Annotated in this window: 23 protein-coding genes; 18 read left to right on the forward strand and 5 right to left on the reverse strand. The window is 70.6% G+C overall.

The annotated features are described in order from the left end of the window. Positions 1-4: 4 nt before the first annotated feature. The 12 genes from murF to ACIBCM_RS02575 all read left to right on the forward strand — a co-directional run bounded on the left by murF (position 5) and on the right by ACIBCM_RS02575 (position 12,686). Positions 5-1,441, forward strand: coding sequence for a UDP-N-acetylmuramoyl-tripeptide--D-alanyl-D-alanine ligase (murF, locus tag ACIBCM_RS02520; RefSeq protein WP_399239284.1), 1,437 nt, complete (start codon positions 5-7; stop codon positions 1,439-1,441). Further along, a complete protein-coding gene (gene mraY, locus ACIBCM_RS02525) occupies positions 1,438-2,508 on the forward strand; it encodes a phospho-N-acetylmuramoyl-pentapeptide-transferase (RefSeq protein ID WP_399239286.1) in 1,071 nt (356 codons plus the stop codon). Before murF ends, mraY begins: the two co-directional genes overlap by 4 nt. Continuing rightward, positions 2,505-3,926, forward strand: a complete 1,422-nt coding sequence (gene murD, locus ACIBCM_RS02530) for a UDP-N-acetylmuramoyl-L-alanine--D-glutamate ligase (protein WP_399239288.1) — start codon at positions 2,505-2,507, stop codon at positions 3,924-3,926. The genes mraY and murD overlap by 4 nt, the downstream gene beginning before the upstream one ends. Positions 3,927-4,072: 146 nt before the next feature. Next, positions 4,073-5,425, forward strand: coding sequence for a putative lipid II flippase FtsW (gene ftsW, locus ACIBCM_RS02535; protein WP_399239290.1), 1,353 nt, complete (start codon positions 4,073-4,075; stop codon positions 5,423-5,425). A gap of 6 nt (positions 5,426-5,431) precedes the next feature. After that, a complete protein-coding gene (gene murG, locus ACIBCM_RS02540; protein ID WP_399239292.1) occupies positions 5,432-6,526 on the forward strand; it encodes an undecaprenyldiphospho-muramoylpentapeptide beta-N-acetylglucosaminyltransferase in 1,095 nt (364 codons plus the stop codon). A 54-nt stretch (positions 6,527-6,580) separates the two neighbouring features. Beyond that, on the forward strand, positions 6,581-7,387 hold the full coding sequence (locus ACIBCM_RS02545; RefSeq protein ID WP_399239294.1) for a cell division protein FtsQ/DivIB: 807 nt from the start codon (positions 6,581-6,583) through the stop codon (positions 7,385-7,387). A gap of 277 nt (positions 7,388-7,664) precedes the next feature. Then, the gene (gene ftsZ / locus ACIBCM_RS02550) at positions 7,665-8,876 is read left to right on the forward strand and encodes a cell division protein FtsZ (RefSeq protein ID WP_399239296.1); all 1,212 of its coding nucleotides are present in this window, start codon (positions 7,665-7,667) and stop codon (positions 8,874-8,876) included. Positions 8,877-8,878: 2 nt separating this feature from the next. Further along, on the forward strand, positions 8,879-9,637 hold the full coding sequence (gene pgeF, locus ACIBCM_RS02555) for a peptidoglycan editing factor PgeF (protein WP_399239298.1): 759 nt from the start codon (positions 8,879-8,881) through the stop codon (positions 9,635-9,637). After that, positions 9,634-10,353 carry a YggS family pyridoxal phosphate-dependent enzyme gene (locus ACIBCM_RS02560; protein ID WP_399239300.1) on the forward strand — a complete coding sequence of 240 codons (720 nt, stop codon included), beginning with the start codon at positions 9,634-9,636 and terminating at the stop codon, positions 10,351-10,353. The genes pgeF and ACIBCM_RS02560 overlap by 4 nt, the downstream gene beginning before the upstream one ends. A gap of 125 nt (positions 10,354-10,478) precedes the next feature. After that, positions 10,479-11,096, forward strand: a complete 618-nt coding sequence (locus tag ACIBCM_RS02565; RefSeq protein WP_399239302.1) for a cell division protein SepF — start codon at positions 10,479-10,481, stop codon at positions 11,094-11,096. A gap of 69 nt (positions 11,097-11,165) precedes the next feature. Then, positions 11,166-11,456, forward strand: coding sequence for a YggT family protein (locus ACIBCM_RS02570; protein WP_389272767.1), 291 nt, complete (start codon positions 11,166-11,168; stop codon positions 11,454-11,456). A gap of 63 nt (positions 11,457-11,519) precedes the next feature. Continuing rightward, on the forward strand, positions 11,520-12,686 hold the full coding sequence (locus tag ACIBCM_RS02575; RefSeq protein WP_399239305.1) for a DivIVA domain-containing protein: 1,167 nt from the start codon (positions 11,520-11,522) through the stop codon (positions 12,684-12,686). Between the two features lie 553 nt (positions 12,687-13,239). Here ACIBCM_RS02575 and ileS read toward each other — a convergent pair. Continuing rightward, complete coding sequence (gene ileS, locus ACIBCM_RS02580) at positions 13,240-16,410, reverse strand: isoleucine--tRNA ligase (protein WP_399239307.1); 3,171 nt, start codon at positions 16,408-16,410, stop codon at positions 13,240-13,242. A 560-nt stretch (positions 16,411-16,970) separates the two neighbouring features. Here ileS and ACIBCM_RS02585 point away from each other — a divergent pair. The 4 genes from ACIBCM_RS02585 (at position 16,971) to ACIBCM_RS02600 (ending at position 21,325) form a co-directional block, all read left to right on the forward strand. Next, entirely contained in the window at positions 16,971-17,933 is a 963-nt protein-coding gene (locus tag ACIBCM_RS02585; RefSeq protein ID WP_399239309.1) for a TraR/DksA family transcriptional regulator, read from the forward strand. Positions 17,934-17,990: 57 nt separating this feature from the next. Continuing rightward, positions 17,991-18,557: a signal peptidase II gene (gene lspA, locus ACIBCM_RS02590; RefSeq protein ID WP_399239311.1), complete on the forward strand. Its 567-nt coding sequence runs from the start codon at positions 17,991-17,993 to the stop codon at positions 18,555-18,557. Between the two features lie 83 nt (positions 18,558-18,640). Then, positions 18,641-19,582, forward strand: coding sequence for an RluA family pseudouridine synthase (locus tag ACIBCM_RS02595; RefSeq protein WP_399239313.1), 942 nt, complete (start codon positions 18,641-18,643; stop codon positions 19,580-19,582). Between the two features lie 156 nt (positions 19,583-19,738). Then, positions 19,739-21,325: a Na+/H+ antiporter gene (locus ACIBCM_RS02600; protein WP_399239315.1), complete on the forward strand. Its 1,587-nt coding sequence runs from the start codon at positions 19,739-19,741 to the stop codon at positions 21,323-21,325. Positions 21,326-21,531: 206 nt separating this feature from the next. Here the strand turns inward: ACIBCM_RS02600 and ACIBCM_RS02605 are convergent, their stop codons facing one another. Together ACIBCM_RS02605 and ACIBCM_RS02610 are read right to left on the reverse strand one after the other, a co-directional pair. Then, positions 21,532-21,690 carry a hypothetical protein gene (locus tag ACIBCM_RS02605; RefSeq protein WP_399239317.1) on the reverse strand — a complete coding sequence of 53 codons (159 nt, stop codon included), beginning with the start codon at positions 21,688-21,690 and terminating at the stop codon, positions 21,532-21,534. A gap of 66 nt (positions 21,691-21,756) precedes the next feature. Then, positions 21,757-22,065 carry an SAM-dependent methyltransferase gene (locus tag ACIBCM_RS02610; RefSeq protein ID WP_399239319.1) on the reverse strand — a complete coding sequence of 103 codons (309 nt, stop codon included), beginning with the start codon at positions 22,063-22,065 and terminating at the stop codon, positions 21,757-21,759. Between the two features lie 93 nt (positions 22,066-22,158). On the opposite strand from ACIBCM_RS02610, the gene ACIBCM_RS02615 reads away from it, so the two are divergent. Then, complete coding sequence (locus tag ACIBCM_RS02615) at positions 22,159-22,905, forward strand: SDR family NAD(P)-dependent oxidoreductase (protein WP_399239321.1); 747 nt, start codon at positions 22,159-22,161, stop codon at positions 22,903-22,905. A 72-nt stretch (positions 22,906-22,977) separates the two neighbouring features. On the opposite strand, the gene ACIBCM_RS02620 is transcribed toward ACIBCM_RS02615, so the two are convergent. After that, the gene (locus ACIBCM_RS02620) at positions 22,978-24,132 is read right to left on the reverse strand and encodes a mechanosensitive ion channel family protein (RefSeq protein WP_399239323.1); all 1,155 of its coding nucleotides are present in this window, start codon (positions 24,130-24,132) and stop codon (positions 22,978-22,980) included. Positions 24,133-24,155: 23 nt separating this feature from the next. Between ACIBCM_RS02620 and ACIBCM_RS02625 the strand changes: the two genes are divergently transcribed. Next, complete coding sequence (locus ACIBCM_RS02625; RefSeq protein ID WP_399239325.1) at positions 24,156-24,731, forward strand: dienelactone hydrolase family protein; 576 nt, start codon at positions 24,156-24,158, stop codon at positions 24,729-24,731. A 284-nt stretch (positions 24,732-25,015) separates the two neighbouring features. Here ACIBCM_RS02625 and ACIBCM_RS02630 read toward each other — a convergent pair whose 3' ends face one another. Beyond that, complete coding sequence (locus tag ACIBCM_RS02630; protein ID WP_399239327.1) at positions 25,016-25,831, reverse strand: DsbA family protein; 816 nt, start codon at positions 25,829-25,831, stop codon at positions 25,016-25,018. Positions 25,832-25,859 lie beyond the last annotated feature (28 nt).

The following is a 25,859-nucleotide window of genomic DNA, read 5'->3' on the forward strand; positions in this document are numbered from 1 at the left end:
CCCAGTGATCACCCTCTCCCTCGCCGAGATCGCCCACATCGTCGGCGGGCAGCCGCACGACATACCGGATCCGGCCGTACGCGTCACCGGGCCGGTCGTCATGGACTCCCGCCAGGCCGTGCCCGGTGCCCTCTTCACCGCCTTCGACGGCGAACGCGTCGACGGCCACGACTACGCGAAGCGGGCCGTCGACTCCGGTGCGGCGGCCGTGCTGTGCACCCGGCCCGTCGGCGTGCCCGCGATCGTCGTGGACGATGTCACGGCGGCGCTGGGCGCCCTCGCCCGCCATGTCGTGGCCCGTCTGGGCACCACCGTCGTCGCGCTCACGGGATCGGCGGGCAAGACCAGCACCAAGGACCTGATCGCCCAGCTCCTGGCCCGCAAGGGCCCGACGGTCTACCCCGAGGGCAATCTCAACAACGAGATCGGCCTGCCGCTGACCGCGCTGCGCGCCGACGAGTCCACCGAGCACCTCGTCCTGGAGATGGGCGCCCGGTACATCGGCGACATCCGCTACCTCACCGGGCTCGTTCCGCCGAAGGTCGGGCTCGTCCTCAACGTCGGCACCGCGCACATCGGCGAGTTCGGCGGCCGTGAGGCGATCGCCGAGGCCAAGGGCGAGATCGTCGAGGCGCTGCCGCCGGCCGCGGAGGGCGGGACCGCCGTCCTCAACGCCGACGACCCCCTCGTCCACGCCATGGCGTCCCGCACCAGGGCGAGGGTCGTCACCTTCGGCGAGGCCGCGAGCGCCGGCGTACGTGCCGAGAATGTCCGGCTCACCCGGCAAGGCCAACCCTCCTTCACGCTTCACACCCCTACCGGGTGCGGTGATGTGACCATGCGGCTGTACGGTGAGCATCACGTGTCGAACGCGCTCGCCGCGGCCGCCGTCGCCCATGAGCTGGGGATGTCCGCCGACGAGATCGCCCTCGGGCTCTCGCAGGCCGGTACCCTCTCCCGCTGGCGCATGGAGGTCACCGAGCGTCCGGACGGCGTGACGATCGTCAACGACGCCTACAACGCGAACCCCGAGTCCATGAGGGCAGCGCTGCGCGCGCTGGCCGCGATGGGACAGGACGTACAGGCCCGGGGGGGACGGACATGGGCGGTGCTCGGCCTGATGGCGGAGCTGGGCGACGAGGCGTTCGCCGAGCACGACGCCGTCGGACGGCTCGCCGTCCGGCTCAATGTGAGCAAGCTGGTCGCGGTCGGGGGCAGGGAAGCGTCCTGGTTGCGACTGGGCGCATACAACGAGGGTTCGTGGGGTGAGGAGTCGGTGCACGTGTCCGACGCGCAGGCGGCGGTCGACCTGTTGCGCAGTGAGTTGCGCCCGGGAGACGCCGTGCTGGTGAAGGCTTCCAGATCGGTCGGTCTCGAGCGGGTCGCGCAGGCGCTGCTGGAGAACGCGGCGCCCACGGATGGGCAGGGTGCCGGTCGATGAGGCAGATCCTCTTCGCGGGGGCCATCGGGCTCTTTCTGACCCTGATCGGCACTCCGCTGCTGATCAAGCTCCTGGCCCGCAAGGGATACGGGCAGTTCATCCGGGACGACGGCCCGCGCAGCCACGGCAGCAAGAAGGGCACGCCCACCATGGGCGGCATCGCCTTCATCCTGGCCACGCTGATCGCGTACGCCTGTGCCAAGGTGATCACGGGTGAGTCGCCCACCTTCTCCGGCCTCCTGGTGCTCGGCCTGATGGCCGGAATGGGACTGGTCGGCTTCCTCGACGACTACATCAAGATCGTCAAGCAGCGGTCGCTCGGTCTGCGGGCCAAGGCGAAGATGGCGGGCCAGCTGATCGTCGGCATCACCTTCGCGGTGCTCTCGCTCCAGTTCGCCGACAGCCGCGGCAACACCCCCGCCTCCACCAAGCTGTCCTTCATCACGGACTTCGGCTGGGCGATCGGCCCGGTGCTGTTCGTGGTCTGGGCGCTGTTCATGATCCTCGCCATGTCGAACGGCGTGAACCTGACGGACGGTCTGGACGGTCTGGCCACCGGCGCGTCGGTGATGGTCTTCGGTGCGTACACCTTCATCGGGCTCTGGCAGTTCCAGGAGTCGTGCGCCAACGCGCTGTCGCTGACCAATCCGGCCGCCTGTTTCGAGGTACGAGATCCCCTCGACCTCGCGGTGGTCGCGTCGGCGCTCATGGGCTCCTGCTTCGGCTTCCTGTGGTGGAACACCTCACCCGCCAAGATCTTCATGGGGGACACCGGCTCCCTCGCCCTCGGCGGCGCGCTCGCCGGCCTCGCGATCTGCTCCCGCACGGAACTGCTGCTGGCCCTTCTCGGCGGACTGTTCGTCCTGATCACCATGTCCGTGGTCATCCAGGTCGGCTCCTTCAAGATGACGGGCAAGCGGGTCTTCCGCATGGCACCCCTCCAGCACCACTTCGAACTCAAGGGGTGGTCCGAAGTCCTTGTGGTGGTCCGGTTCTGGATCATCCAGGGCATGTGCGTGATCGTCGGTCTGGGTCTCTTCTACGCGGGGTGGGCGGCGGACAAGTGAGTACGGCTGAGGAGTTGTCGGGCAAGCGGGTCACCGTCGCCGGTCTCGGGGTCTCCGGGATCCCCGCGGCGAAGGTGCTGCACGGACTCGGCGCGATCGTGACCGTCGTCAACGACGGGGACGACGCGCGCGCCCGCGCCCAGGCGGCCGAGCTGGAGGCGCTGGGCATCACGGTGCGCCTCGGCGACGGCGCGACCCTGCCCGAGGGCACCGGACTCATCGTCACCGCGCCCGGCTGGCGGCCCGACAAGCCGCTGTTCCTGGCCGCCGCCGAGGCGGGCGTGGAGATCTGGGGAGACGTCGAACTCGCCTGGCGGCTGCGGGAACCCGGCGCCGCGCCCTGGCTCGCCGTCACCGGCACCAACGGCAAGACCACGACCGTACGGATGCTGGCCTCGATCCTGGAGGCGGCGGGGCTGCGTACGGCCGCCGTCGGCAATATCGGGGTGTCCCTCCTCGACGCGGTGACCGGCCCCGAGAAGTACGACGTCCTCGCCGTCGAACTCTCCAGCTACCAGCTGCACTGGGCGCCCTCGCTGCGCGCCCACTCGGCCGCGGTGCTCAATCTGGCGCCCGACCACATCGACTGGCACGGCTCCATGGAGGCGTACACGGCCGACAAGGGCCGGATCTACGAGGGCAACACCGTCGCCTGCGTCTACAACGCGGCCGACGGCGCGACCGAGGACCTGGTGCGCGCGGCGGACGTCGAGGAGGGCTGCCGGGCCATCGGCTTCACCCTCGGCGCGCCCGGCCCCTCCCAGCTCGGAGTAGTCGACGGCATCCTCGTCGACCGCGCCTTCGTCGAGAACCGGCACAAGCAGGCGCAGGAGCTGGCCGAGGCCGCCGACGTCGAGCCGCCCGCCCCGCACAACATCGCCAACGCCCTCGCGGCGGCGGCGCTGGCCCGTGCCTACGGGGTGCCCCCGGCCGCCGTACGCGACGGACTGCGGGCGTTCCGGCCCGACCCCCACCGCATCGAGAAGGTCGCCGAGGTGGCGGACGTCGGCTATGTCGACGACTCCAAGGCCACCAACACCCACGCGGCCGAGGCGTCCCTCGCCGCCTATGACCCGATCGTGTGGATCGCGGGCGGGCTGGCCAAGGGCGCGACCTTCGGCGAACTCGTCCGGAAGTCGGCGAAGCGCCTGCGCGGTGTCGTCCTCATCGGGGCGGACCGTGCGCTGATCGCCGAAGCCCTCGCGCGACACGCGCCCGAGGTCCCGGTCGTCGACCTCGACCGGACAGACACTGGGGCGATGTCGGCGGCCGTCCGGGAGGCGGCACAGCTCGCCCGGCCCGGGGACACGGTCCTGCTGGCCCCGGCCTGTGCCTCGATGGACATGTTCGCCAATTACAACAAGCGGGGCGAGGCCTTCGCGGACGCGGTCCGCACCCTCGCCGCCGAGCGCGCCTGACCGGCCCGACCTCCGCGCCGTGCCGTGCGCCCCGGGAACTGTTTTCCGGGGCGCTGGCGGCGCACCGGGCACGACTGGAGGGGACAGCGCCGATGCCGGCCGACCACACCACGGCTCCCGCGGACCGACCCCGCGGGTGGCTCGCCATGGGCTCCGCGACACCCTCGCCGCGGGGGAGGCAGCCGAGGCAGTCCGGGGGGCCGGTGCGCGCCTTCCGTGCCCAGCGGGCGTCCCGCCCCCCGTCCGCGACCCGTCCGCCCCGGGGGCGCGGGGCCCGCCGGCTCTACGAGCGCGCCCGCAACGCCTGGGACCGGCCCCTCACCGCGTACTACCTGATCCTCGGCAGCAGTCTGCTGATCACCGTGCTCGGGCTGGTCATGGTCTACTCCGCCTCGATGATCAAGGCGCTGGAGCTGTCGCTCCCGGGCTCGTACTTCTTCCGCAAGCAGTTCCTCGCCGCCGTCCTCGGCGCGGGCCTGCTCTTCCTCGCCTCCCGGATGCCGGTCAAACTGCACCGGGCGCTGGCCTACCCCCTCCTCGTGGGCACCGTCTTCCTGATGGTGCTGGTCCAGATCCCGGGGATAGGGCGTTCGGTCAACGGGAACCAGAACTGGCTCGCCATCGCCGGCCCGTTCCAGCTCCAGCCCAGTGAGTTCGGCAAGCTCGCCCTCATCCTCTGGGGCGCCGATCTGCTCGCCCGCAAACAGGACAAGCGGCTGCTGGCCCAGTGGAAGCACCTGCTCGTCCCCCTCGTCCCGATCACCTTTCTGCTCCTCGGGCTGATCATGCTCGGCGGTGACATGGGCACCGCGATCATCCTCGCCGCGATCCTCTTCGGACTGCTGTGGCTGGCCGGAGCGCCCACCCGGCTCTTCGCGGGCGTACTCGGCGTCGCCATCCTCGTCGGGTTCATGCTCATCAGGACGAACGACAACCGGATGTCGCGCCTCGAATGCATCGGCGCCATCGACCTCGGCCCCAAGGGCGAGTGCTGGCAGGCCGTGCACGGAATCTACGCGCTGGCCTCCGGCGGATGGTTCGGATCCGGCCTCGGCGCCAGTGTGGAGAAATGGGGCCAACTCCCCGAACCGCACACCGACTTCATCTTCGCCATCGCCGGTGAGGAACTGGGGCTGGCGGGGACGCTGTCGGTGCTCGCCCTGTTCGCGGCTCTAGGCTATGCGGGTATCCGCGTGGCCGGACGCACGGAGGACCCCTTCGTGAGGTACGCGGCGGGAGGTGTGACCACCTGGATCACGGTCCAGGCCGTGGTCAACATCGGTGCGGTGCTCGGTCTGCTGCCGATCGCCGGAGTCCCGCTCCCGCTGTTCTCCTACGGAGGGTCGGCCCTGCTGCCGTCCATGTTCGCGATCGGGCTGCTGATCGCCTTCGCGCGGGAGGATCCCGCCGCGAAGGCGGCCCTGGCCATGAGGTCGCCAGGGGTGAGATGGAAGTCGATGAGACGGCGCGTCAAGAAGCGTCCGTCCGGAGAGCGGTGAATTTCGGTGCATGTCGTACTCGCCGGTGGGGGGACCGCCGGCCACATCGAGCCCGCGCTCGCCCTCGCGGACGCCCTGCGCAGGCAGGACCCGACCGTGGGCATCACGGCCCTCGGGACGGAACGCGGCCTGGAGACCAGGCTCGTACCGGAGCGCGGCTACGAGCTGGCGCTCATCCCCGCCGTACCGCTGCCCCGCAAGCCCACCCCGGAGCTGATCACCGTCCCCGGGCGGCTGCGCGGCACCATCAAGGCCGCCGAGCAGGTCCTCGAGCGCACCAAGGCGGACTGCGTCGTCGGCTTCGGCGGCTATGTCGCCCTGCCCGGCTACCTCGCCGCCAAGCGGCGCGGGGTCCCGATCGTCGTCCACGAGGCCAACGCCCGCCCCGGGCTCGCCAACAAGATCGGCTCGCGGTACGCCGCCGGGGTGGCCGTCGCCACACCCGACAGCAAGCTCCGGGGCGCCCGCTACATCGGCATCCCGCTGCGTCACTCCATCGCCACGCTCGACCGCGCCCGGGTGCGCCCCGAGGCGCGCGCCGCCTTCGGACTCGACCCGGGGCTGCCCACGCTGCTGGTGTCCGGCGGCTCCCAGGGCGCCCGCCGGCTCAATGAGGTGGTCCAGCAGGCCGCCCCGGTGCTCCAGCGCTCCGGTATCCAGATCCTGCACGCGGTGGGTCCCAAGAATGAACTGCCGCGCGTGGACAACATGCCCGGAATGCCGCCGTACATCCCGGTACCGTACGTGGACCGGATGGACCTCGCGTACGCCGCCGCCGACATGATGCTCTGCCGCGCGGGCGCGATGACCGTCGCCGAACTCTCCGCCGTCGGGCTCCCCGCCGCCTATGTCCCGCTGCCGATCGGCAACGGCGAACAGCGGCTCAACGCCCAGCCGGTGGTGAAGGCCGGCGGAGGACTGCTCGTCGACGACGCCGAGCTGACCCCCCAGTGGGTCCAGGGCAATGTCCTTCCGGTGCTGGCCGATCCGCACCGGCTGTACGAGATGTCCCGTGCCGCCGCCGAGTTCGGCCGCAGGGACGCCGACGACCTGCTCGTCGGCATGGTGTACGAGGCGATCGCGGCCCGCCGGCAGGCGTGAGCCCCCGCCGGGCCCGGGGCCGACCCGGGCCCCAGCCGGAAGGAGACCGGGAGCGTGGCCGGACCGACCACCGCCGAACGCGGTGCGCGCAGACTCTCACGACGTGACCGGGGCACGTCCGGCCCGTCCCCGGAAGGCGCACCGCGCGGACGGCCGCGGCTGCCCCGGCCCCGCGTCCTGCTCCTCGCCCTCGCCGCCGCGCTGCTCGCCGGCGGTGTGATCTGGGCGCTGTACGGCTCCTCCTGGCTGCGCGTGGAGGAGGTGAGGGCCACCGGGACCGATGTGCTGACGCCCGAGCAGGTCCTTGAGACCGCGGGTGTTCCGATGGGATCGCCGCTCGTCTCGGTCGACACCGACGGTATCGAGGCGAGGCTGCGCAAGCGGCTGCCCCGTATCGATTCGGTCGACGTGTCCCGTTCCTGGCCCCGCGGAATCACGCTGGAAGTGGCCGAGAGACAACCTGTGCTTCTTCTCGAATCGGGCGCGAAGTTCGTCGAAGTGGACGCGGAAGGTGTCCGGTTCGCGACGGTCGACAAAGCCCCCAGGGGAGTTCCCCTGCTGAAGTTGAACACCGCCGGATCGGCGAGTATCGGCCGATTCGACGCCGGCCGGCTGATCACCGAAGCGGTACGGGTCAGGGGCGAACTCCCGGGTGGTGTGGCGGCCGACACCCGCACGATCGCGGTGCGTTCATACGACTACATCACCCTGGAACTGACCCGGGGCCGTACGGTGGTGTGGGGCAGTCCCGAAGGGGGCGAGGCGAAGGCGCGGGCGCTGACCGCCCTCATGAAAGCGGCGCCGAAGGCCGGGAACTTCGACGTCAGCGCGCCCACCGCGCCTTCGGTGTCCGGGAGTTGACGGACAAAGCCCCAGGCCCCGGGCCCTGGGTGGTCAGCGCAATGGCTGATCACATAGGGTGAAAAGAAAAACGGGAGGTTCGGCGTGTTCATTGAACGTGCGCCACTTGTCGACTTAGTGTCCTGTTCGGAAGAGTCCAGCGAACAGACACACTGGTAACCCTAAACTTCAACGTTAGGGTTTGGGTCGGCGTTTCGGACCGTCCCATCGGCATCCGTCGTCGCGGCGCGGCAACCGCGCAGCGGCGACACGTAACTCGAGGCGAGAGGCCTTCGACGTGGCAGCACCGCAGAACTACCTCGCAGTCATCAAGGTCATCGGTGTCGGCGGCGGTGGTGTCAATGCCATCAACCGAATGATCGAGGTCGGCCTCAAGGGCGTCGAGTTCATCGCGATCAACACCGACGCGCAGGCGCTGTTGATGAGCGACGCCGACGTCAAGCTCGACGTCGGCCGTGAACTGACCCGGGGCCTCGGCGCCGGTGCCAACCCGGCGGTCGGACGGAAGGCGGCGGAGGACCACCGCGAGGAGATCGAGGAGGTCCTCAAGGGGGCCGACATGGTCTTCGTCACCGCCGGTGAGGGCGGTGGCACCGGAACGGGCGGCGCGCCCGTCGTCGCCAACATCGCCCGCTCGCTCGGTGCTCTGACGATCGGTGTGGTCACCCGGCCCTTCACCTTCGAGGGCCGCCGCCGGGCCAACCAGGCGGAGGACGGCATCGCCGAACTCCGTGAAGAGGTCGACACCCTCATCGTCATTCCGAACGACCGGCTGCTGTCCATCTCGGACCGCCAGGTCAGTGTGCTGGACGCGTTCAAGTCCGCGGACCAGGTCCTGCTGTCGGGTGTCCAGGGCATCACCGACCTGATCACCACCCCCGGCCTCATCAACCTCGACTTCGCCGACGTCAAGTCCGTGATGTCCGAGGCGGGATCGGCCCTGATGGGCATCGGCTCGGCCCGCGGCGACGACCGCGCGGTGGCCGCCGCCGAGATGGCCATCTCCTCGCCGCTGCTGGAGGCGTCGATCGACGGCGCCCGCGGTGTGCTCCTGTCCATCTCCGGCGGCTCGGACCTGGGTCTCTTCGAGATCAACGAGGCCGCGCAGCTGGTGAGCGAGGCCGCCCACCCCGAGGCGAACATCATCTTCGGCGCGGTCATCGACGACGCCCTCGGTGACGAGGTCCGCGTCACGGTCATCGCGGCGGGATTCGACGGGGGCCAGCCGCCCGTCCGCCACGAGAAGGTCCTCGGCTCGGCCTCCGCCAAGCGTGAGGAGCCTTCGGCCCCGCCCGCCCGTCCCGCCGAGCCCTCCCGTTCCACCGGCGGCCTGGGCACTGTGCCCGTCCGCGACGAGGCCCCCGCCGAGCCGGTCCGGGCCGCCGCCGACGAGGTGCCCCCGGCCGTCAACCCGCACGTTCCGCCGAGCCGGGTGAACTGGGTGGACAGCCAGCCCGAAGAGCTGGATGTACCGGACTTCCTGAAGTAACCGTGCGGCACCACGCGATACACGACAGCGGCGCGCACTTCGCCTTCACCGACCGGTGGGGCGGGGTGAGCGCCGTTCCGTACGAGGAGCTGAATCTCGGCGGCGCGGTCGGCGACGACCCCGGGGCCGTACGGGCCAACCGGGCGGTCGCCGCCGGGAAGCTGGGGCTGGATCCGGCCGATGTCGTCTGGATGAACCAGGTCCACGGAAAAGATGTGGCCAAGGTGGACGGCCCCTGGGGCGATGGCCCGATTCCGTCGGTCGACGGTCTTGTCACCGCCACACCGCGACTCGCCCTCGCCGTACTGACGGCCGACTGCACTCCGGTACTGCTGGCCGATCCGGTCGCGGGGGTGATCGCCGCGGCCCACGCGGGCCGCCCCGGGCTTCTCGCCGGGATCGTGCCCGCGACGGTGGCCGCGATGACCTCCCTCGGTGCCGATCCCGGACGGATCGTCGCCAGGACCGGACCCGCGGTCTGCGGCCGCTGCTACGAAGTCCCGGAAGGGATGCGGGCGGAGGTGGCCGCCGCCGAGCCGGCCGCCTGGTCCGAGACGAGCTGGGGCACCCCGGCCGTCGACGTCACCGCGGGGGTCCACGCCCAGCTCGCCGCCGTCGGCGTCCGCGACCGGCGGCACTCCGGGATCTGCACCCTGGAGTCGCGGGACCACTACTCGTACCGCCGCGACCGCACCACCGGGCGGCTCGCCGGATATGTCTGGCTCGCACCGCCCGACGGGCCGGGGGCAGGAGAAGAATGACGGATCGCCGGACCGAACTCGCCTCGAATCTCGCATCGGTGGAGGAACGTATCGTCTCCGCCTGCGCGGCCGCGGGCCGCAAGCGCGAGGAGGTGACGCTCATCGTCGTCACCAAGACCTATCCGGCCAGTGATGTGCGGATCCTCCGTGAACTCGGCGTACGTCATATGGCGGAGAACCGTGATCAGGATGCCGCGCCCAAGGCCGCCGCCTGCGCGGACCTCGATCTCGTCTGGCACTTCGTCGGCCAGTTGCAGACCAATAAGGTGCGATCCGTAGCGAGTTATGCCGATATCGTACAGTCGATCGACCGGATCAAGCTGGTCACGGCGCTCTCCACGGCCGCGGTACGGGCCGGGCGTGAGGTCGGCTGTCTGATTCAGGTCGCCCTGGACGCCGAGGAGGGCGCGCGGGGTGACCGCGGCGGCGTTGCTCCGGACGGCATCGGTGAACTGGCCGCCGCCGTGGACGGCGCGCCCGGACTGCGGCTCGACGGACTGATGACCGTCGCGCCGCTCGCCGGACCGTTCGCGGGACGGCAACAGGCGGCGTTCGAGCGGCTGATGGAATTCTCATCAAGCCTGCGCGCGGCTCATCCGGCTGCGAACATGGTGTCTGCGGGGATGAGCGCGGACCTTGAAGAGGCCGTGGCGGCGGGAGCGACACATGTACGCGTCGGCACTGCGGTACTCGGAGTCCGTCCCCGGCTCGGGTAACGTCGCCAAGCAGGTCGGACCACAGCAGAAAATATGGTCATTCCCGTGAAAAAACGGGCAGACCGAGTGGATCGCGGGCACTTGGTGACGAGGCCGATCCACCACAGAGCGGAGGACTCAGAGCAATGGCCGGCGCGATGCGCAAGATGGCGGTCTACCTCGGCCTCGTGGAGGACGATGGGTACGACGGCAGGGGATTCGACCCCGACGACGACTTCGAACCCGAGCCGGAGCCCGAGCGGGAGCACCGCCGGCACCAGCCTTCGCATCAGGTCGAACGGGAGGAGCCCGTACGGGCGGTGCAGCCTCCGGCGCCCCGCGAACCGGTGTCTCATTCCGCTTCGGTCTCCGCGGAAAGCGGGCGCCCCGCCCGTATCGCCCCCGTGGCGTCCATCACACCTGAACGTCCGAGCCTGGAGAAGAACGCACCGGTGATCATGCCCAAGGTTGTGTCCGAGCGGGAGCCCTACCGCATCACCACTTTGCACCCCCGGACCTACAACGAAGCCCGTACCATCGGGGAACACTTCCGTGAGGGCACTCCGGTGATCATGAATTTGACCGAGATGGACGACACCGATGCAAAGCGACTTGTCGACTTTGCCGCGGGACTTGTCTTCGGTCTGCACGGAAGTATTGAGCGGGTGACCCAGAAGGTGTTCCTCTTGTCGCCTGCTAACGTCGATGTCACGGCGGAGGACAAGGCCCGTATCGCAGAGGGCGGATTCTTCAACCAGAGCTGAGAACACGACACCGGGACAACCCGGCCGTGAGGCCGGAACACGAGAGCACAGGGGAGAGGGAAGCGCGGGATGGGCGTCGCACTACAGGTGGTTTACATCGCGCTGGTGTGCTTCCTGGTCGTCCTGATCTTCCGGTTGGTCATGGACTACGTCTTCCAGTTCGCACGTTCATGGCAACCCGGCAAGGTGATGGTGGTGCTTCTGGAGGCCACCTACACTGTCACCGATCCACCGCTCAAGCTTCTTCGGCGGTTCATCCCGCCGTTGCGTCTCGGGGGCGTGGCACTCGACCTGTCCTTCTTCGTTCTGATGATCATCGTTTACGTCCTGATCTCCATCGTGGGCAACTTCGCGAGGTGACCGGATGACTGTGGACGATACGGTCTTGCCGACTGCCGACGACTACGTAGAGGTGAAGAAGAGATGCCGCTGACCCCCGAGGACGTGCGGAACAAGCAGTTCACGACCGTCCGCCTCCGAGAAGGCTATGACGAGGACGAGGTCGATGCCTTCCTTGACGAGGTCGAGGCCGAGCTGACCCGCCTGCTCCGCGAGAACGAGGACCTGCGTGCCAAGTTGGCCGCGGCGACCCGTGCGGCCGCGCAGAACCAACAGCAGGGCATGCGCAAACCCCCCGAGCCACAGGATGCTCGCGGTCCCGGCGCACCTGTGCCCGCCGCCATATCCGGACCCCCCGTCCAGCAGCAGCAGCCGCCGCAGATGGGCCCGCCCCAGCTGCCCGGTGGCGCGCCTCAGCTGCCGGCCGGTCCGAGCCACGGCGGCCCGATGGGCGGTCCCCCGATGCAGGGCGGCCCCATGGGCGGTCCCCCGATGCAGGGCGGTCCGATGGGTGGCCCCATGCAGGGCGGTCCCATGCAGGGCGGTCCCATGCAGGGACCCCCGATGCAGGGCGGCCCGATGCAGGGCGGCCCGATGGGCGGTCACCCGCAGCAGATGCCCGGTCAGGGCCCCGGCGGCGACAGCGCCGCACGGGTGCTGTCGCTGGCCCAGCAGACCGCGGACCAGGCGATCGCCGAGGCCCGTTCCGAGGCCAACAAGATCGTCGGCGAGGCCCGGTCCCGTGCCGAGGGCCTGGAGCGGGACGCCCGCGCCAAGGCGGACGCCCTTGAGCGGGACGCCCAGGAGAAGCACCGCGTCGCGATGGGCTCGCTGGAGTCGGCCCGTGCCACGCTGGAGCGCAAGGTCGAGGACCTGCGCGGCTTCGAGCGCGAGTACCGCACCCGTCTGAAGTCCTATCTGGAGAGCCAGCTGCGTCAGTTGGAGACCCAGGCCGACGACTCGCTCGCCCCGCCGCGCGCACCGGCGGCCGCGTCGCTGCCGCCGGCCCCGTCGATGGCCTCGGCCGGCGCGGGTGCGATGGGTCACAGCATGGGCGGCGCTCCCTCCATGGGGTCCTCCATGAACGGCGGCGGCCCCTCCATGGGCGGTGGTCCTTCGTACGGCGGTCAGCAGCAGATGTCGCCGGCGATGACCCAGCCGATGGCTCCGGTCCGTCCGCAGGCACCGCAGCCGATGCAGCAGGCGCCGTCTCCGATGCGCGGTTTTCTGATCGACGAGGACGACAACTGACGGCGGGCAGCGCGCCCAGCGCGTAGCCGTCGGCAGGCAGCCGTCAGGGCCGGTCCCGGAACGTACACCGTTCCGGGACCGGTCCTTTCGGCGTTGCCGCGAGTCGGTTGCCGGTGTGAGAGCGAGGACTGCGGGTGCGCCCGGGCGGACCGGTTCTTTCTGTCTTCTTGGGTTCGCCGGACCGGTCCGGCGAACCCAAGAAGACAGAAGGCCGGGCAAAAGGTCGGGGCGGGTGCGGCGGCCGTTGGACCGCGTGGGTCCGCTTGACCCCGTGTCCGTGCGGCAGCCGTATCCGCGGCTCCGGAGGTCCGGGTGCCGAGGCCGGTGTCACCGAGGGCCGGGCCCTCACCCGGACGCGTACCACCGGTCGGGGGCGGCGGTCCCCGGCGGGCCGTGCGTCCGCGCGGGCGGAGCCGCCGTGATGTCCGCAAGCCTCCGGGCCGGGGCTGCTTGCGCGGACCGCCGAGGTCCCTTGCCCCTCGCGCCTGAGCGAGGGCGTTCCTACGGGTCCGGCGGGGCCGGTGGCCCCGCCGGAGGTGGTGCGCCCGAGGGGTTACCGCTTGCGCAGATGGAACGTCAGCGCCAGCGGCTCGTCCGTGAACGCCGGGCCGAACGAGTCGTCCGGAGCCGACCGTGTGAACGAGGTCGCCAGGACCTCGTCGGCGATCAGCGGGGCGTGCTCGGTGAGGGCCTCGACCGTCGACGGGTCGGTCGACGACCAGGCGACCGCGATCCGGTCCGCGACGTCCAGGCCGCTGTTCTTGCGGGCCTCCTGGATCAGACGGATCGCGTCACGGGCGAGCCCCGCGAGCCGGAGTTCGGGGGTGATCTCCAGATCGAGGGCGACCGTCGCACCCGGGTCGGAGGCGACCGACCACCCCTCGCGCGGGGTCTCCGTGATGATCACCTCGTCCGGGGCGAGGGTGATCGTCTCGCCGCCGACGTCGAGGGTCGCCGTCCCCGAGCGGAGTGCGAGGGAGAGCGCGGCGGCGTCCGCCGCGGCGATGGCCCTGGCGACATCCTGGACACCCTTGCCGAAGCGCTTGCCCAGGGCGCGGAAGTTCGCCTTCGCGGTCGTGTCGACCAGCGAGCCGCCGACCTCCGACAGCGACGCCAGTGAGGAGACGTTCAGCTCCTCGGTGATCTGGGAGCGCAGCTCGGGCGGGAGCGCCTCGAAGCCCGTCGCCCCGACCAGGGCGCGCGACAGCGGCTGACGGGTCTTCACACCCGACTCCGCGCGGGTCGCCCGGCCCAGCTCGACCAGCCGGCGGACGAGTGCCATCTGCCGGGACAGCGCCGGGTCGATCGCGTCCGGGTCGGTCGCGGGCCACCGGGACAAGTGCACCGACTCGGGGGCCCCCGGGGTGACCGGGACCACCAGGTCCTGCCAGACCCGCTCCGTGATGAACGGGGTGAGCGGGGCCATCAGCCGGGTGACCGTCTCGATCACCTCGTGCAGGGTGCGCAGCGCCGAGGCGTCGCCCTGCCAGAAGCGGCGGCGGGACCGGCGTACGTACCAGTTCGACAGATCGTCGACGAACGCGGACAGCAGCTTTCCGGCGCGCTGGGTGTCATAGCTCTCCAGCGCCAGGGTCGTCTGGTCGACCAGCGCGTTCAGCTCGCTGAGCAGCCAGCGGTCGAGCACGGTGCGCTCACCAGGGGCCGGGTCGGCCGCGGAGGGCGCCCAGTTCGACGTACGCGCGTACAGGGCCTGGAAGGCGACCGTGTTCCAGTACGTCAGCAGGGTCTTGCGCACGACCTCCTGGATCGCCGAGTGGCCCACCCGCCGTGCCGACCACGGGGAGCCGCCGGCGGCCATGAACCAGCGGACCGCGTCCGCGCCGTGCTGGTCCATCAGCGGGATCGGCTGGAGGATATTGCCCAGGTGCTTGGACATCTTCCGGCCGTCTTCGGCGAGGATGTGGCCGAGACAGACCACGTTCTCGTACGACGATTTGTCGAAGACGAGCGTCCCGACCGCCATCAGCGTGTAGAACCACCCGCGCGTCTGATCGATCGCCTCCGAGATGAACTGCGCCGGATAGCGCTTCTCGAACAGTTCCTTGTTCCGGTACGGGTAGCCCCACTGCGCGAACGGCATCGAGCCCGCGTCGTACCAGGCGTCGATGACCTCGGGGACCCGCGTCGCGGTGCCGGAGCACTGCGGGCAGTCGAAGGTGACCTCGTCGATAAACGGCCGGTGCGGGTCCAGGGACGACTGGTCGCTGCCCGTCAGCTCCGACAGCTCGGCGCGCGAGCCGACACAGGTGAGGTGGTCCTCCTCGCAGCGCCAGATCGGCAGCGGGGTGCCCCAGTAGCGGTTGCGGGAGAGGGCCCAGTCGATGTTGTTGTTGAGCCAGTCGCCGTAGCGGCCGTGCTTGACCGAGTCGGGGAACCAGTTGGTGTTGTCGTTCTCCTCGATCAGCCGGTCCTTGACCGCGGTCGTCCGGATGTACCAGGACGGCTGCGCGTAGTAGAGCAGCGCGGTGTGGCAGCGCCAGCAGTGCGGATAGCTGTGCTCGTACGGGACGTGCCTGAAGAGGCGGCCGCGCTCCTTGAGGTCGGCGGTGAGCGTCTCGTCGGCCTTCTTGAAGAAGACCCCGCCGACCAGCGGGATGCCCTCCTCGAAGGTGCCGTCGGGGCGGATCGGGTTCACGACCGGCAGTCCGTACGCGCGGCAGACCTTCAGGTCGTCCTCACCGAAGGCGGGGGACTGGTGGACCAGACCCGTACCGTCCTCGGTGGTGACGTAGTCGGCGTTGACCACATAGTGCGCGGGGGCGGGGAACTCGACCAGCTCGAAGGGGCGCTCGTACGTCCAGCGCTCCATGTCCGCTCCGGTGAACGTCTCCCCGGTGCGCTCCCAGGCCGCCCCCGGTTCCCGCTGACCGGAGGTCGCCTCCGCGCCGAAGACCTTCTCCACCAGAGGCTCGGCGACGACGAGCTTCTCCTCGCCGTTGGTCACCACGGCGTAGGTGACCGAGGGGTGTGCGGCGACCGCGGTATTGGACACCAGCGTCCAGGGGGTCGTCGTCCACACCAGGAGCGACGCCTCGCCCGCGAGGGGGCCGGAGGTGAGCGGGAAGCGGACGAAGACCGAGGGGTCGACGACCGTCTCGTACCCCTGCGCCAGCTCGTGGTCCGACAGGCCGGTGCCGCAGCGCGGACACCAGGGGGCGACCCGGTGGTCCTGGACCAGCAGCCCCTTGCCGAAGATCTCCTTGAGCGACCACCAGACGGAGTCGATGTACTCCGGCTTCATGGTCCAGTACGCGTCGTCCAGGTCGACCCAGTAGCCCATACGGTCGGTGAGCTGCGCGAAGGCGTCCGTGTGCCGGGTGACCGACTCACGGCACCTGGCGTTGAACTCGGCGATGCCGTACGCCTCGATGTCCTGCTTGCCGGAGAAGCCCAGCTCCTTCTCGACGGCCAGCTCGACCGGCAGGCCGTGGCAGTCCCAGCCGGCCTTGCGGGCCACGTGGTAGCCGCGCATGGTCCGGAAGCGGGGGAAGACGTCCTTGAAGACACGGGCCTCGATGTGATGCGCGCCGGGCATGCCGTTGGCGGTCGGGGGGCCCTCGTAGAAGACCCACTCGGGGCGGCCCTCGGACTGGGCGAGGCTCTTGGCGAAGACCTTGTTCTCACGCCAGAAGTCGAGCACGGCGTGCTCCAGCGCGGGCAGGTCGACCTGGGCGGGCACCTGGCGGTACTGCGGGGGTGTCATCGACGAACTCCTCCGGCGGACAGATTCTCTTCCGTCGGAGGGACGAGAGCGCCTGGGCTCCCGCGGTACCACCCTCCTTGGCGGTACATGGACGCACCGCCCCCTCATTGGGGTCGCGACGCCGGATCTACTCACCTCGCGGCTGCTGACCCCGTGGTTTTCCGCCGGCGGCTCCGGGGTGATGCTTCACATCGCGCTCGCCCCCGGGCTCGCACCGTCCCCGGGTCGCTCATGGCTGCGTACGACGCTACTCGTCCCCATCCAAGCCTTTCGCTCCGCCCAGTGTAAGGGCCCCGGCGGGGGCCGGCCGACCGGTTTCCGCGAGTGCGGCGGATGGACGCGTACACGACCCGAACGGTCAGACCTCCGACCGGTGGATCCGGGTGCTGTCAAGGGGCGGATTACCCGGCGGGGAGCTGGGCACAACGGATGCAGGTCCATTTCCACGAGGCCAGGGCGGCCGAAGCGGCGGCGTGGCCCGTTTGCCGCGGGGCTGGTGTCGATTTATCGTCCCAGCACGATTCGCGAGCAAGATCACAATATGTGAAGGGGCCGCGGCCATGGTGGCGAAAAAGACTGCCGAGAGGAAACCGGCGTCCGCGACATCCACCGCCCCCGAGGCGGCGGCCGGAGGTACGCACGGGAAGAAGAGCACTGCCGCGAAGAGAACGGCAGCCGGGAAGAGCGCGGCGAAGAAGGCGCCGGTCAGGAAGGCCGCGGCGAGGAAGACCTCCGCCGGGGCTCCGGCCACGGCCGCGGCAGCGGGTGCACCCGTCGCGGAGAAGACGGCGGCCAAGCAGAGCGCGCCGAAGAAGAGCACGGCCAAGAAGAGCGCGGTGAAGAAGACGGCCGCCGGGACGGCGGCGGGCGGGGGCGGGAAGCCGGCGCCCGAGAAGGCGGCGGCGGGCAGGAGCGCGGTCGGGAAGACGGCGGTCAAGAGGACGGCGGCCGGGAAGAGCGCGGCGGCCGGGAAGAGCGCGGCGGCCGGGAAGAGCGCGGCGAAGAAGACAGCAGCGAAGCGGACAGCGGTCAAGCAGACAGGAGCCAGGACAGTGGGAGCGAAGAAGACCGTGGCTTTCGGTGAGAACCCGGCAGCGGTACCCACGGCCCGTGGGGCGGCATCCCCCGAGGAGCTGGCGGTACGGCCCGGCGAGGAGCCCTGGACCCCGGAAGAGGTCGCCGGGGCACGGGCCGGGCTGGCGGGCGACGTCGCCCGGCTGACCGCCGAGCTGACCGCCTCGGAGGCCGCCCTGACCGGGCTGATGCGCGACTCGGGCGACGGCGCGGGCGACGACGACGCCGACACCGGGACCAAGAACATCACGCGTGAGCACGAGCTGGCGCTCGCCGCGAACGCGCGCGAGATGCTGGAGCAGACCGAGCGCGCGCTGCTGCGCCTCGACGCCGGTACGTACGGTATCTGCGAGAACTGCGGCAAGCCCATCGGCAAGGCCAGGATGCAGGCGTTCCCGCGGGCCACACTGTGTGTGGAGTGCAAGCAGAAGCAGGAGCGGCGGGGCTGAATCCGTACGTGTGACGTACCCTCGTGCTCAGTCAGGCACCTAGGTTGAGGGACTCACGTGGCAGAGGCGGAGCGCATCATCGGTACGCCGGATTCCGAAGGGGCCGACGAGGCTGCGGCGCCGGCCGAGCAGCCCAAGGGCGGGCGCCGGATCGCCGTGCTCCTCGGCGTGGCGGTCGTGGCGTATCTGATCGACCTCGTCAGCAAGATGATCGTGGTGGCCAAGCTGGAGCACCACGCGCCCATCGAGGTCATCGGTGATCTGCTGAGGTTCGAGGCGGTACGGAACGCGGGCGCGGCCTTCGGGATCGGTGAGGCGTTCACCGTGATCTTCACCGCCATCGCCGCGACGGTGATCGTCGTGATCATCCGGCTCGCGCGCAAGCTCTACAGCCTTCCGTGGGCCATCGCGCTCGGGCTGCTGCTCGGCGGGGCGCTCGGCAATCTTACGGACCGGATCTTCCGCGCCCCCGGGGTCTTCGAGGGGGCGGTCGTCGACTTCATCGCGCCCAAGGGCTTCGCCGTCTTCAATCTCGCCGACTCCGCGATCGTCTGCGGCGGCTTCCTGATCGTGATCCTCTCCTTCCGCGGGCTCGACCCCGACGGAACGGTCCACAAGGACTGAGGGGCGCTCCTGGGCCAGGGCCGCTCCTGGACCGTCTCGACCGTCCGGACCGCCGTGTGTGCCGGGCAAGGCATACTCGACGGGTGAGTACGCTTCCCGAAATCCGCACCCTGCCCGTACCCGACGGCCTTGAGGGCGAGCGCGTCGACGCCGCCATCTCCCGGATGTTCGGGTTCTCCCGCACGAAGGCGGCCGAGCTGGCCGCGGCGGGGAAGGTGCAGGTCGACGGCTCCGTCGTCGGAAAGTCCGAGCGGGTGCGGGGCGGGGCCTGGCTGGAGGTCGAGATGCCGGGGGCTCCCGTACCGGTCCAGATCGTGGCGGAGCCCGTCGAGGGCATGGAGATCATCCACGACGACGACGACATCGTCGTGATCGTGAAGCCCGTGGGCGTGGCCGCGCACCCCAGCCCCGGGTGGACCGGGACCACCGTGATCGGCGGCCTCGCGGCGGCCGGGTACCGCATCTCGACCTCGGGCGCGGCGGAGCGCCAGGGCATTGTCCACCGGCTCGACGTCGGCACGTCCGGGCTGATGGTGGTGGCGAAGTCGGAGCGCGCGTACACCCTGCTGAAGCAGCAGTTCCGGGAGCGTACGGTCGACAAGCGCTACCACGCGCTGGTGCAGGGCCATCCCGACCCGATGAGCGGCACGATCGACGCCCCCATCGGACGGCATCCGAACCACGACTACAAGTGGGCGGTCACGGCGGACGGCAAGCCGTCGGTCACGCACTACGACCTGCTGGAGGCGTTCCGTGCCGCCTCCCTGCTTGACATCAAGCTGGAGACCGGCCGCACCCACCAGATCCGGGTCCATATGGCCGCCCACCGCCACCCCTGCGTCGGCGACCTCACCTATGGCGCGGACCCGACGATGGCCAAGCGCCTGGGCCTGACCCGGCAGTGGCTGCACGCGGTGCGCCTCGGCTTCGAGCACCCCGCGGACGGTCAGTGGGTGGAGTACGAGAGCGGCTATCCGGACGATCTGCGCCGGGCCCTGGACACGATCACGGCCGAGAGCGCGTAGGGCATCCTCGTACGAGCCCGGCGGGTGCCCGCCGGGCCGGGCCGCCCCTGGCGCGGCCAAGAGGTGCGCCACCAGCGGTGCAGCGGCTGAATCAGGGATTCCGCATGGCAGGCTGAGGGTCCGACCGAGGAGGTCGCGAACCCCGGAGGCCACACCGTGGACCAAATGGCCCTGCTGCTCGCGCTGTTGCTCGGGGCCGTGGTGACCGTGCCGCTGGGGCAGCGGCTCGATCTGCCCGCGCCGGTGCTGATGACGATCGCCGGGGCGGCGGTCGCGTTCCTGCCCTTCGTACCGACGGTGGACGTTCCGCCGGAGTTCATCCTTCCGCTGGTGCTGCCGCCCCTGCTGTACGCCTCCGTCCAGCGGACCTCCTGGCGGCAGTTCGCCGCCAACGTACGGCCGATCCTGCTGCTCGCCGTGGCCCTCGTGTTCGTGACCACCGCGGCGGTCGCGGTCGTCGCCCACTCGATCGTGCCCGGGCTTCCCCTCGCCGCCGCCGTCGCGCTCGGCGCGCTCGTCGCACCGCCCGACCCGGTCGCGGCGACCGCCGTCGCCGGACGGCTCGGGCTGCCCCGCAGGCTGGTGTCGATCCTGGAGGGCGAGGGCCTGTTCAACGACGTGACGGCGATCGTGCTCTACCACGTGGCGATCGCGGCCGCCGTCACCGGCACGTTCTCCCTGCCCGTCGCCGCCGGGCGGCTGGTGCTCTCCGCCGTGGTCGCCGTCGCCGTCGGGCTCGCGCTCGGGTGGCTGTCCAACCATCTGATGGGCCTTCTCGGCGATCCCACCCTCCAGGTCGGCCTCTCGCTGATGGTGCCGTTCGTCAGCTATGTCCTCGCGGAGGAGCTGTACGGCTCCGGTGTGCTCGCCGTCCTCACCACCGCCCTCTTCCTCGCCGAGCACTCCGCCGACGCGGACGATGTGATGGGACGGCTGGCCGGGAACACCTTCTGGGAGATCGTCAACACCCTGGTGACCGGTGTCGCCTTCGGTCTCATCGGGCTCGAACTGCGCAATGTCTTCGGCACGGCCGACGGGCGCTTCGGCACCATGCTGGCCTGGGGGGCGGCGATCACCGGGGTCGTCGTGGGCGTACGGCTGCTGTGGCTGCTGCCCGCGACCTGGCTGGCCAAGAGACTCCACACCCGGCGGAACTACGACGAGGACATCCCCGTCAGCTGGCGCGAGACCGTGGTGATGTGGTGGTCGGGGATGCGGGGCGTGGCCTCGGTGGCGCTCGCGCTCGCCATTCCCCTGAAGACGGACAGCGGAGCGGCGTTCCCCGCGCGGTCCGAGATCATTTTCATCGCCTTCGTGGTGATCCTCTCCACCCTGCTGGTCCAGGGGCTGACGCTGCCCTGGCTGGTGCGGCGGCTCGGGGTGCGCGCCGACACGGACGCCGAGCGCGAGCTGGAGCGGGAGCTGGCGGTACGGGCGGCCGGAGCGGCCCGGCACCGGCTGAGGGAGATCGAGGAGGTCGAGAACCTGCCCGAGGAGGTCAGCGAGCGGCTGCACCGGGGAGCGTACGAGGTCGGGGCGAGGATCAGCCCGGACATCGTGGACGAGGAGCGGCGCGACTGGTACTCCCGGCGGGCCCTGCGGCTGCGGACGGTGCAGCGGATCCAGCGGGAGATGCTGTCCGCGGCCCGTCACGAGGTACTCGCCGCACGCAGCGAACCGGGCGCGGATCCCGAGATCGTGGACCGGGTGCTGAGGCATCTGGACGTACGCAGTCTCCGCTGACCGCCCGTGTCCGGGGGCGCGGGACGGCCCGGGCGGCCGCAGGGCGCGGTCGCCGGACCGGTGGGCGTTCGTGCAGGTCCCGGGAGTGGGCGAGGCGCGACCGCCGGCCCGGGAACCCGTCGGCCCCGGCAGCCCGTCGGCTCGGGCAATCCGTCGGCGATCAGCCCGGCACGTCGTCGGTCGTCGGGGGCCGGTCGTCGGTCGCGTCAGTCCAGGGTCACGCGCAGACCCAGCAGCGTCGTCGGTCCCGTCCTTTCGGACACGACCTCCGTCTTCGCTCCGGGCCAGGTCAGCCGGGGGCGCAGAACGGCCTCCAGTTCGGCGGCCCTGGCGCGCCCCGGCGGTTCGTAGAACAGCAGGCACACGCCCCGGGGCGCCAGCAGGCTCCGTACGAGAGCCAGGTCCCGCCCGGCGGCGGCCGGTCCCTTCGTTCAGAAGTCGTTCACGTTCACCGCGAAGACCTTGTCGAAGGCGCCCCCGGTGGCCGGAGGGCCGGCGAGTTCACTCAGCGGGGTGTGCAGCAGTACGGCCCGGCCCGAGGCGAGATGCTCCGTGTTGCGCCGCCGGGCCGCCTCGACGGCGTGCGCCGAGCGGTCGATCGCGGTGATCCGGCCGGTGGTGAGCCGCCCGGCGACCAGGGAGACGGCGACACCGGTGCCGCAGCCGATCTCCAGGACCCGGTCCTCCGCCCGGAGCCCCAGCGCCTCCACCGCCCGTACCAGCCGCACCGGTTCCGCCATGGGGCGGATCCTACGGGTGATCGACCGAACAGGGGAGCGGGCGCCCCGCGCGTAATATCCGATAATGCCCGATTTGGATCATAAGATCCGGATATGGCGCGCACCGTGGTGATCAGTGGCGGAGGTACGGGCATCGGGCTGGCGACGGCGGAGATCTTCGCCGCCGACCGGGACCGGGTGGTGCTGCTCGGGCGGCGCGAGGAGGTGCTCGCGCGTGCGGCGGAGCGGATCCCCGGGGCCCGGCACTGCGCGGGAGACCTCAGTGACCCCGGTGATGTGCGCCGGGTCGCGGATTTCATCGAGCGGGAGTACGGCACCGTCGACGTCCTGGTGCACAGCGCGGGCGGCAACGGCCGGCTGGAGCCCCGCGCCGAGCACTCCGAACCGCTGGAAGCCGTCGCCCACGACTGGAACGTCAACTTCCGGCTCAACACGCTGACCGCGGCGCTGCTCACCGAGGCCCTGCGGGAGCGGCTGGCCACCCCCGGCGGACGGGTGCTGTTCCTGAGCTCGATCGCCGCGTACCGGGGCTCGGGCCTGCCGCCGTACGCCGCCTCCAAGGCCGCTCTCCACCCGTACGCCTTCCAGCTCGCCCGCGACCTCGGGGAGCGCGGGGTCACCGTGAACGTGGTGGCGCCCGGGCTGGTGGAGGAGACCGGGTTCTTCGGCGGCCCGTTCCCGGAGGACCGGCGGCGCGCCCTGATCGCCGAGACCGCGACCGGGCGGGCCGGCCACCCCGGCGATATCGCGGGGACCCTGCACTGGCTGGCGTCGTCCGCGGCCGGGCACATCACCGCCCAGGTGATCCAGGTCAACGGCGGCGCGGAACGCGGCCACTGAGGAGCCGGGGCCGCCCGGGGTTCCCCGCCGCCTCGGCGGGCCGGGGCCGGGACCGGAGGAGGCGTACCCCCATCAGCCCCGGCCCGTACGGGGACCGCCGTCCTCCGATGCCTCCGCCGGGAGCTCCGGCGCCCTCTCGTGCGCGCGTTGCGGAACGAGCTCCGGGGAGATCGCGCGGTGGCCGTCGCCGGGTTCCACCGCCCCCGCCGTGGTGATCCGCGGCAGCGCGTACGGGTGGTGCTCGCAGATCCAGGCGATCATCTGCTCACGGACCGCGCACCGTACGGTCCAGATGTCGTCCGCGTCCTTCGCGGTGACCACCGCCCGCACCTGGATCGTCGACGGCGTGGTGTCGGTGACGGCGAGCGACCAGTCGCGGCCGTCCCAGGCCGGGTGCTCCCGGACGATCTCATGGAGCTTCTCCCGCATCCGCGGTACCGGAGCCGAGTGGTCCAGATGGAAGAACACGGTCCCGGTCATCTGCACACCACCGCGGGACCAGTTCTCGAAGGGTTTGCCGGTGAAGTACGAGACCGGCATGGTGATCCGGCGCTCGTCCCAGGTCCGTACGGCGAGAAACGTGAGGGTGATCTCCTCGACCGTTCCCCACTCGCCGTCCACCACCACCGTGTCGCCTATCCGCACCATGTCGCCGAATGCGATCTGGAGCCCGGCGAACAGATTGCCCAGCGTGGACTGGGCGGCGACACCGGCGACGATCCCGAGCACCCCGGCCGACGCCAGCATCGAGGTGCCGACCGTCCGCATCGCGGGGAACGTCAGCAGCATCGCCGCCACCGCGACCACGCCCACCACGGCGATGACGACCCGCTGGATCAGGGTGACCTGGGTGCGCACCCGGCGTACCCGGGCCGGATCACGGGTCGCCGCGGCGTAGCGGCTGTACGTGGACTCGACGACGGCCGTGGCGATCCTGACGACGAGCCACGCGGAGGCCCCGATGAGCACCAGGGTCAGCACCTGTCCGATGCCGGTCTCGTAGTCCTGGACGATCCCGATCTGCGTCTGGCGGTACGCGCCTCTCAGCAGGGCGGTGCCCAGTACGAACTGGAGCGGCAGCCGACCACGGCGGAGCAGACCCCACAGAGGGGTCTCGGTGTGCCGTGAGTCGGCCCGTCGCAGCAGCAGATCGACCAGCCAGCCCACCACGAGGGTGAGCACGACCGAGCCACCGATCACGATCAACGGGCGCAGCGCGTTCTCCATGTCCTCGAACGTAACCTGACCCCATGAACATCATGCTTTTCCCTTCCGCCTACGGTCTGCGGCCTGCCGTCACCTCCGCGGCGGAGCTGCTCGAAGCAGCAGGTCACACCGTATGGACGCCCGATCTGTTCGAGGGCCGGACCTTTGAGACGGTCGAGGAGGGCATGGAGTTCAAGGACGCGATCGGACAGGACGAACTGCTCAAGCGGGCGGTCCTCGCCGCCGCGCCCCACTCGGAGCGCGGGCTGGTGTACGCGGGCTTCTCCATGGGCGCGGCCCTCGCGCAGAACCTGGCCCTCGGTGACGACAGGGCCCGTGGGTTGCTGCTGTTGCACGGCACCTCCGACATCGCCGAGAACGCCTCGGTGGACGCGTTGCCGGTACAGCTCCATGTCGCCGATCCCGACCCCTTCGAGCCGCACGACTGGCTGACCGCCTGGTATCTGGGGATGGGCAGGGCGGGAGCCGATGTCGAGGTCTACCGCTATCCGGGCGCCGGGCACCTGTACACCGACTCCGGGCTGCCGGACTACGACGAGGAGGCGGCCGGGGCGACCTGGCGGGTGGTCCTCGGTTTTCTGGAGTCGCTGGAGGGGTAGCCGTCGGGCCGGACGGCCGAACCTGCCGGTACGGCCCCGAACCGCCCGGATGGGCTGCCGGGCCGCGCCGGGACCGGACGGCGGGCGGGGCGGGGAGGCTGCGGGGGAGGCCCGCTGCGGGCCTCCCGACCTGGGCGGAAACCCGCTTACGGCCCGGAAGGACGCCTTCCGGGCCGTACGGGTTCTCACCGGGCTCTCCCGGGCGCCGGGGGCTCTGCACCGGCCCTTCCGCGTCCGCGGGCCCCTGTGCGCCGTACGGTCCCCCCGCCCCCGCGCCAGGCGCGTCAGCCCTTCAGCGCCTTGTCGATCGCGGTCCGGAACTCCGCCGCCGTCTCCGGCGCGTTGTCCGAGCCGTTCACCGTGATCTTCTTGCCGTCCATTTTCAGCGTCGGGGTGCCCTTCACATCGCTCTGGTCGAACTTCGCCGACATCTTCATCGCCCAGGCGTCGAAGGTCCCGTCCTCGACGTTCTTCTTGAACGCGGCGTTGTCCTTGAGCGCCGGGACGCTGTCGGCGACCTCCAGCAGATACGAGTCCTTGGCGAACTTGTCCTGGCTCTCCTCGGGGTGGAACTGCTTCGAGTACAGCGCGGCCTTGTAATCGGTGAACGCCTCGGGGCTCACATCGAGCGCGGCGCCCAGGGCGCTCAGCGCGTTCTTGGAGCCCTCGCCCTGGTCCATGTTGTCGATGAACGTGGCACCGATGTACTGCACCTTGTACTTGCCCTCGGCGACGTCCTTGTCCAGGGTCTCGCCCGCACCCTGCTCGAAGGCCGCACAGGCCGGGCAGCGGGAGTCCTCGTACAGCTCCAGCGTCTTCGTCGCCTCGGGCTTGCCGATGACGACGGTCGTGCCGTTCTCACCGCTCGTGTTCTTGGGCGCGGTGACGTTCTTCGCGTCCTTCGCGGACTCCCAGTGGCCGGGCTTGTTGGCCTGCATCACGCCGTAGCCGATGCCGCCCGCGAGGGCCAGGACCAGGACGGTCGAACCGGCGACGATCAGCTGCCGGCGGGTCCTGTCCTTCTTGGCCTGCCGCTCGCGCTCCTGGCGCAGCCGCTCGCGGGCGGCTGCCTTGCTGGCCTTGCTGTTGCGTGCGCTCATGCTGATTCACTCCGTGAGATGCCCGTAT

This window comes from Streptomyces sp. NPDC051018 (genome assembly GCF_044456085.1).
In the GTDB taxonomy this organism is placed as follows: domain Bacteria; phylum Actinomycetota; class Actinomycetes; order Streptomycetales; family Streptomycetaceae; genus Streptomyces.

Coding starts and splice junctions, on each gene's coding strand:
- mraY (WP_399239286.1), top strand. CDS start 1,438: ATGAGGCAGATCCTCTTCGCGGGGGCCATCGGGCTCTTTCTGACCCTG.
- ftsW (WP_399239290.1), top strand. CDS start 4,073: ATGGGCTCCGCGACACCCTCGCCGCGGGGGAGGCAGCCGAGGCAGTCC.
- ACIBCM_RS02560 (WP_399239300.1), top strand. CDS start 9,634: ATGACGGATCGCCGGACCGAACTCGCCTCGAATCTCGCATCGGTGGAG.
- ACIBCM_RS02565 (WP_399239302.1), top strand. CDS start 10,479: ATGGCCGGCGCGATGCGCAAGATGGCGGTCTACCTCGGCCTCGTGGAG.
- ACIBCM_RS02570 (WP_389272767.1), top strand. CDS start 11,166: ATGGGCGTCGCACTACAGGTGGTTTACATCGCGCTGGTGTGCTTCCTG.
- ACIBCM_RS02575 (WP_399239305.1), top strand. CDS start 11,520: ATGCCGCTGACCCCCGAGGACGTGCGGAACAAGCAGTTCACGACCGTC.
- ileS (WP_399239307.1), bottom strand. CDS start 16,410: ATGACACCCCCGCAGTACCGCCAGGTGCCCGCCCAGGTCGACCTGCCC.
- ACIBCM_RS02585 (WP_399239309.1), top strand. CDS start 16,971: ATGGTGGCGAAAAAGACTGCCGAGAGGAAACCGGCGTCCGCGACATCC.
- ACIBCM_RS02610 (WP_399239319.1), bottom strand. CDS start 22,065: ATGGCGGAACCGGTGCGGCTGGTACGGGCGGTGGAGGCGCTGGGGCTC.
- ACIBCM_RS02615 (WP_399239321.1), top strand. CDS start 22,159: ATGGCGCGCACCGTGGTGATCAGTGGCGGAGGTACGGGCATCGGGCTG.
- ACIBCM_RS02620 (WP_399239323.1), bottom strand. CDS start 24,132: ATGGAGAACGCGCTGCGCCCGTTGATCGTGATCGGTGGCTCGGTCGTG.
- ACIBCM_RS02625 (WP_399239325.1), top strand. CDS start 24,156: ATGAACATCATGCTTTTCCCTTCCGCCTACGGTCTGCGGCCTGCCGTC.
- ACIBCM_RS02630 (WP_399239327.1), bottom strand. CDS start 25,831: ATGAGCGCACGCAACAGCAAGGCCAGCAAGGCAGCCGCCCGCGAGCGG.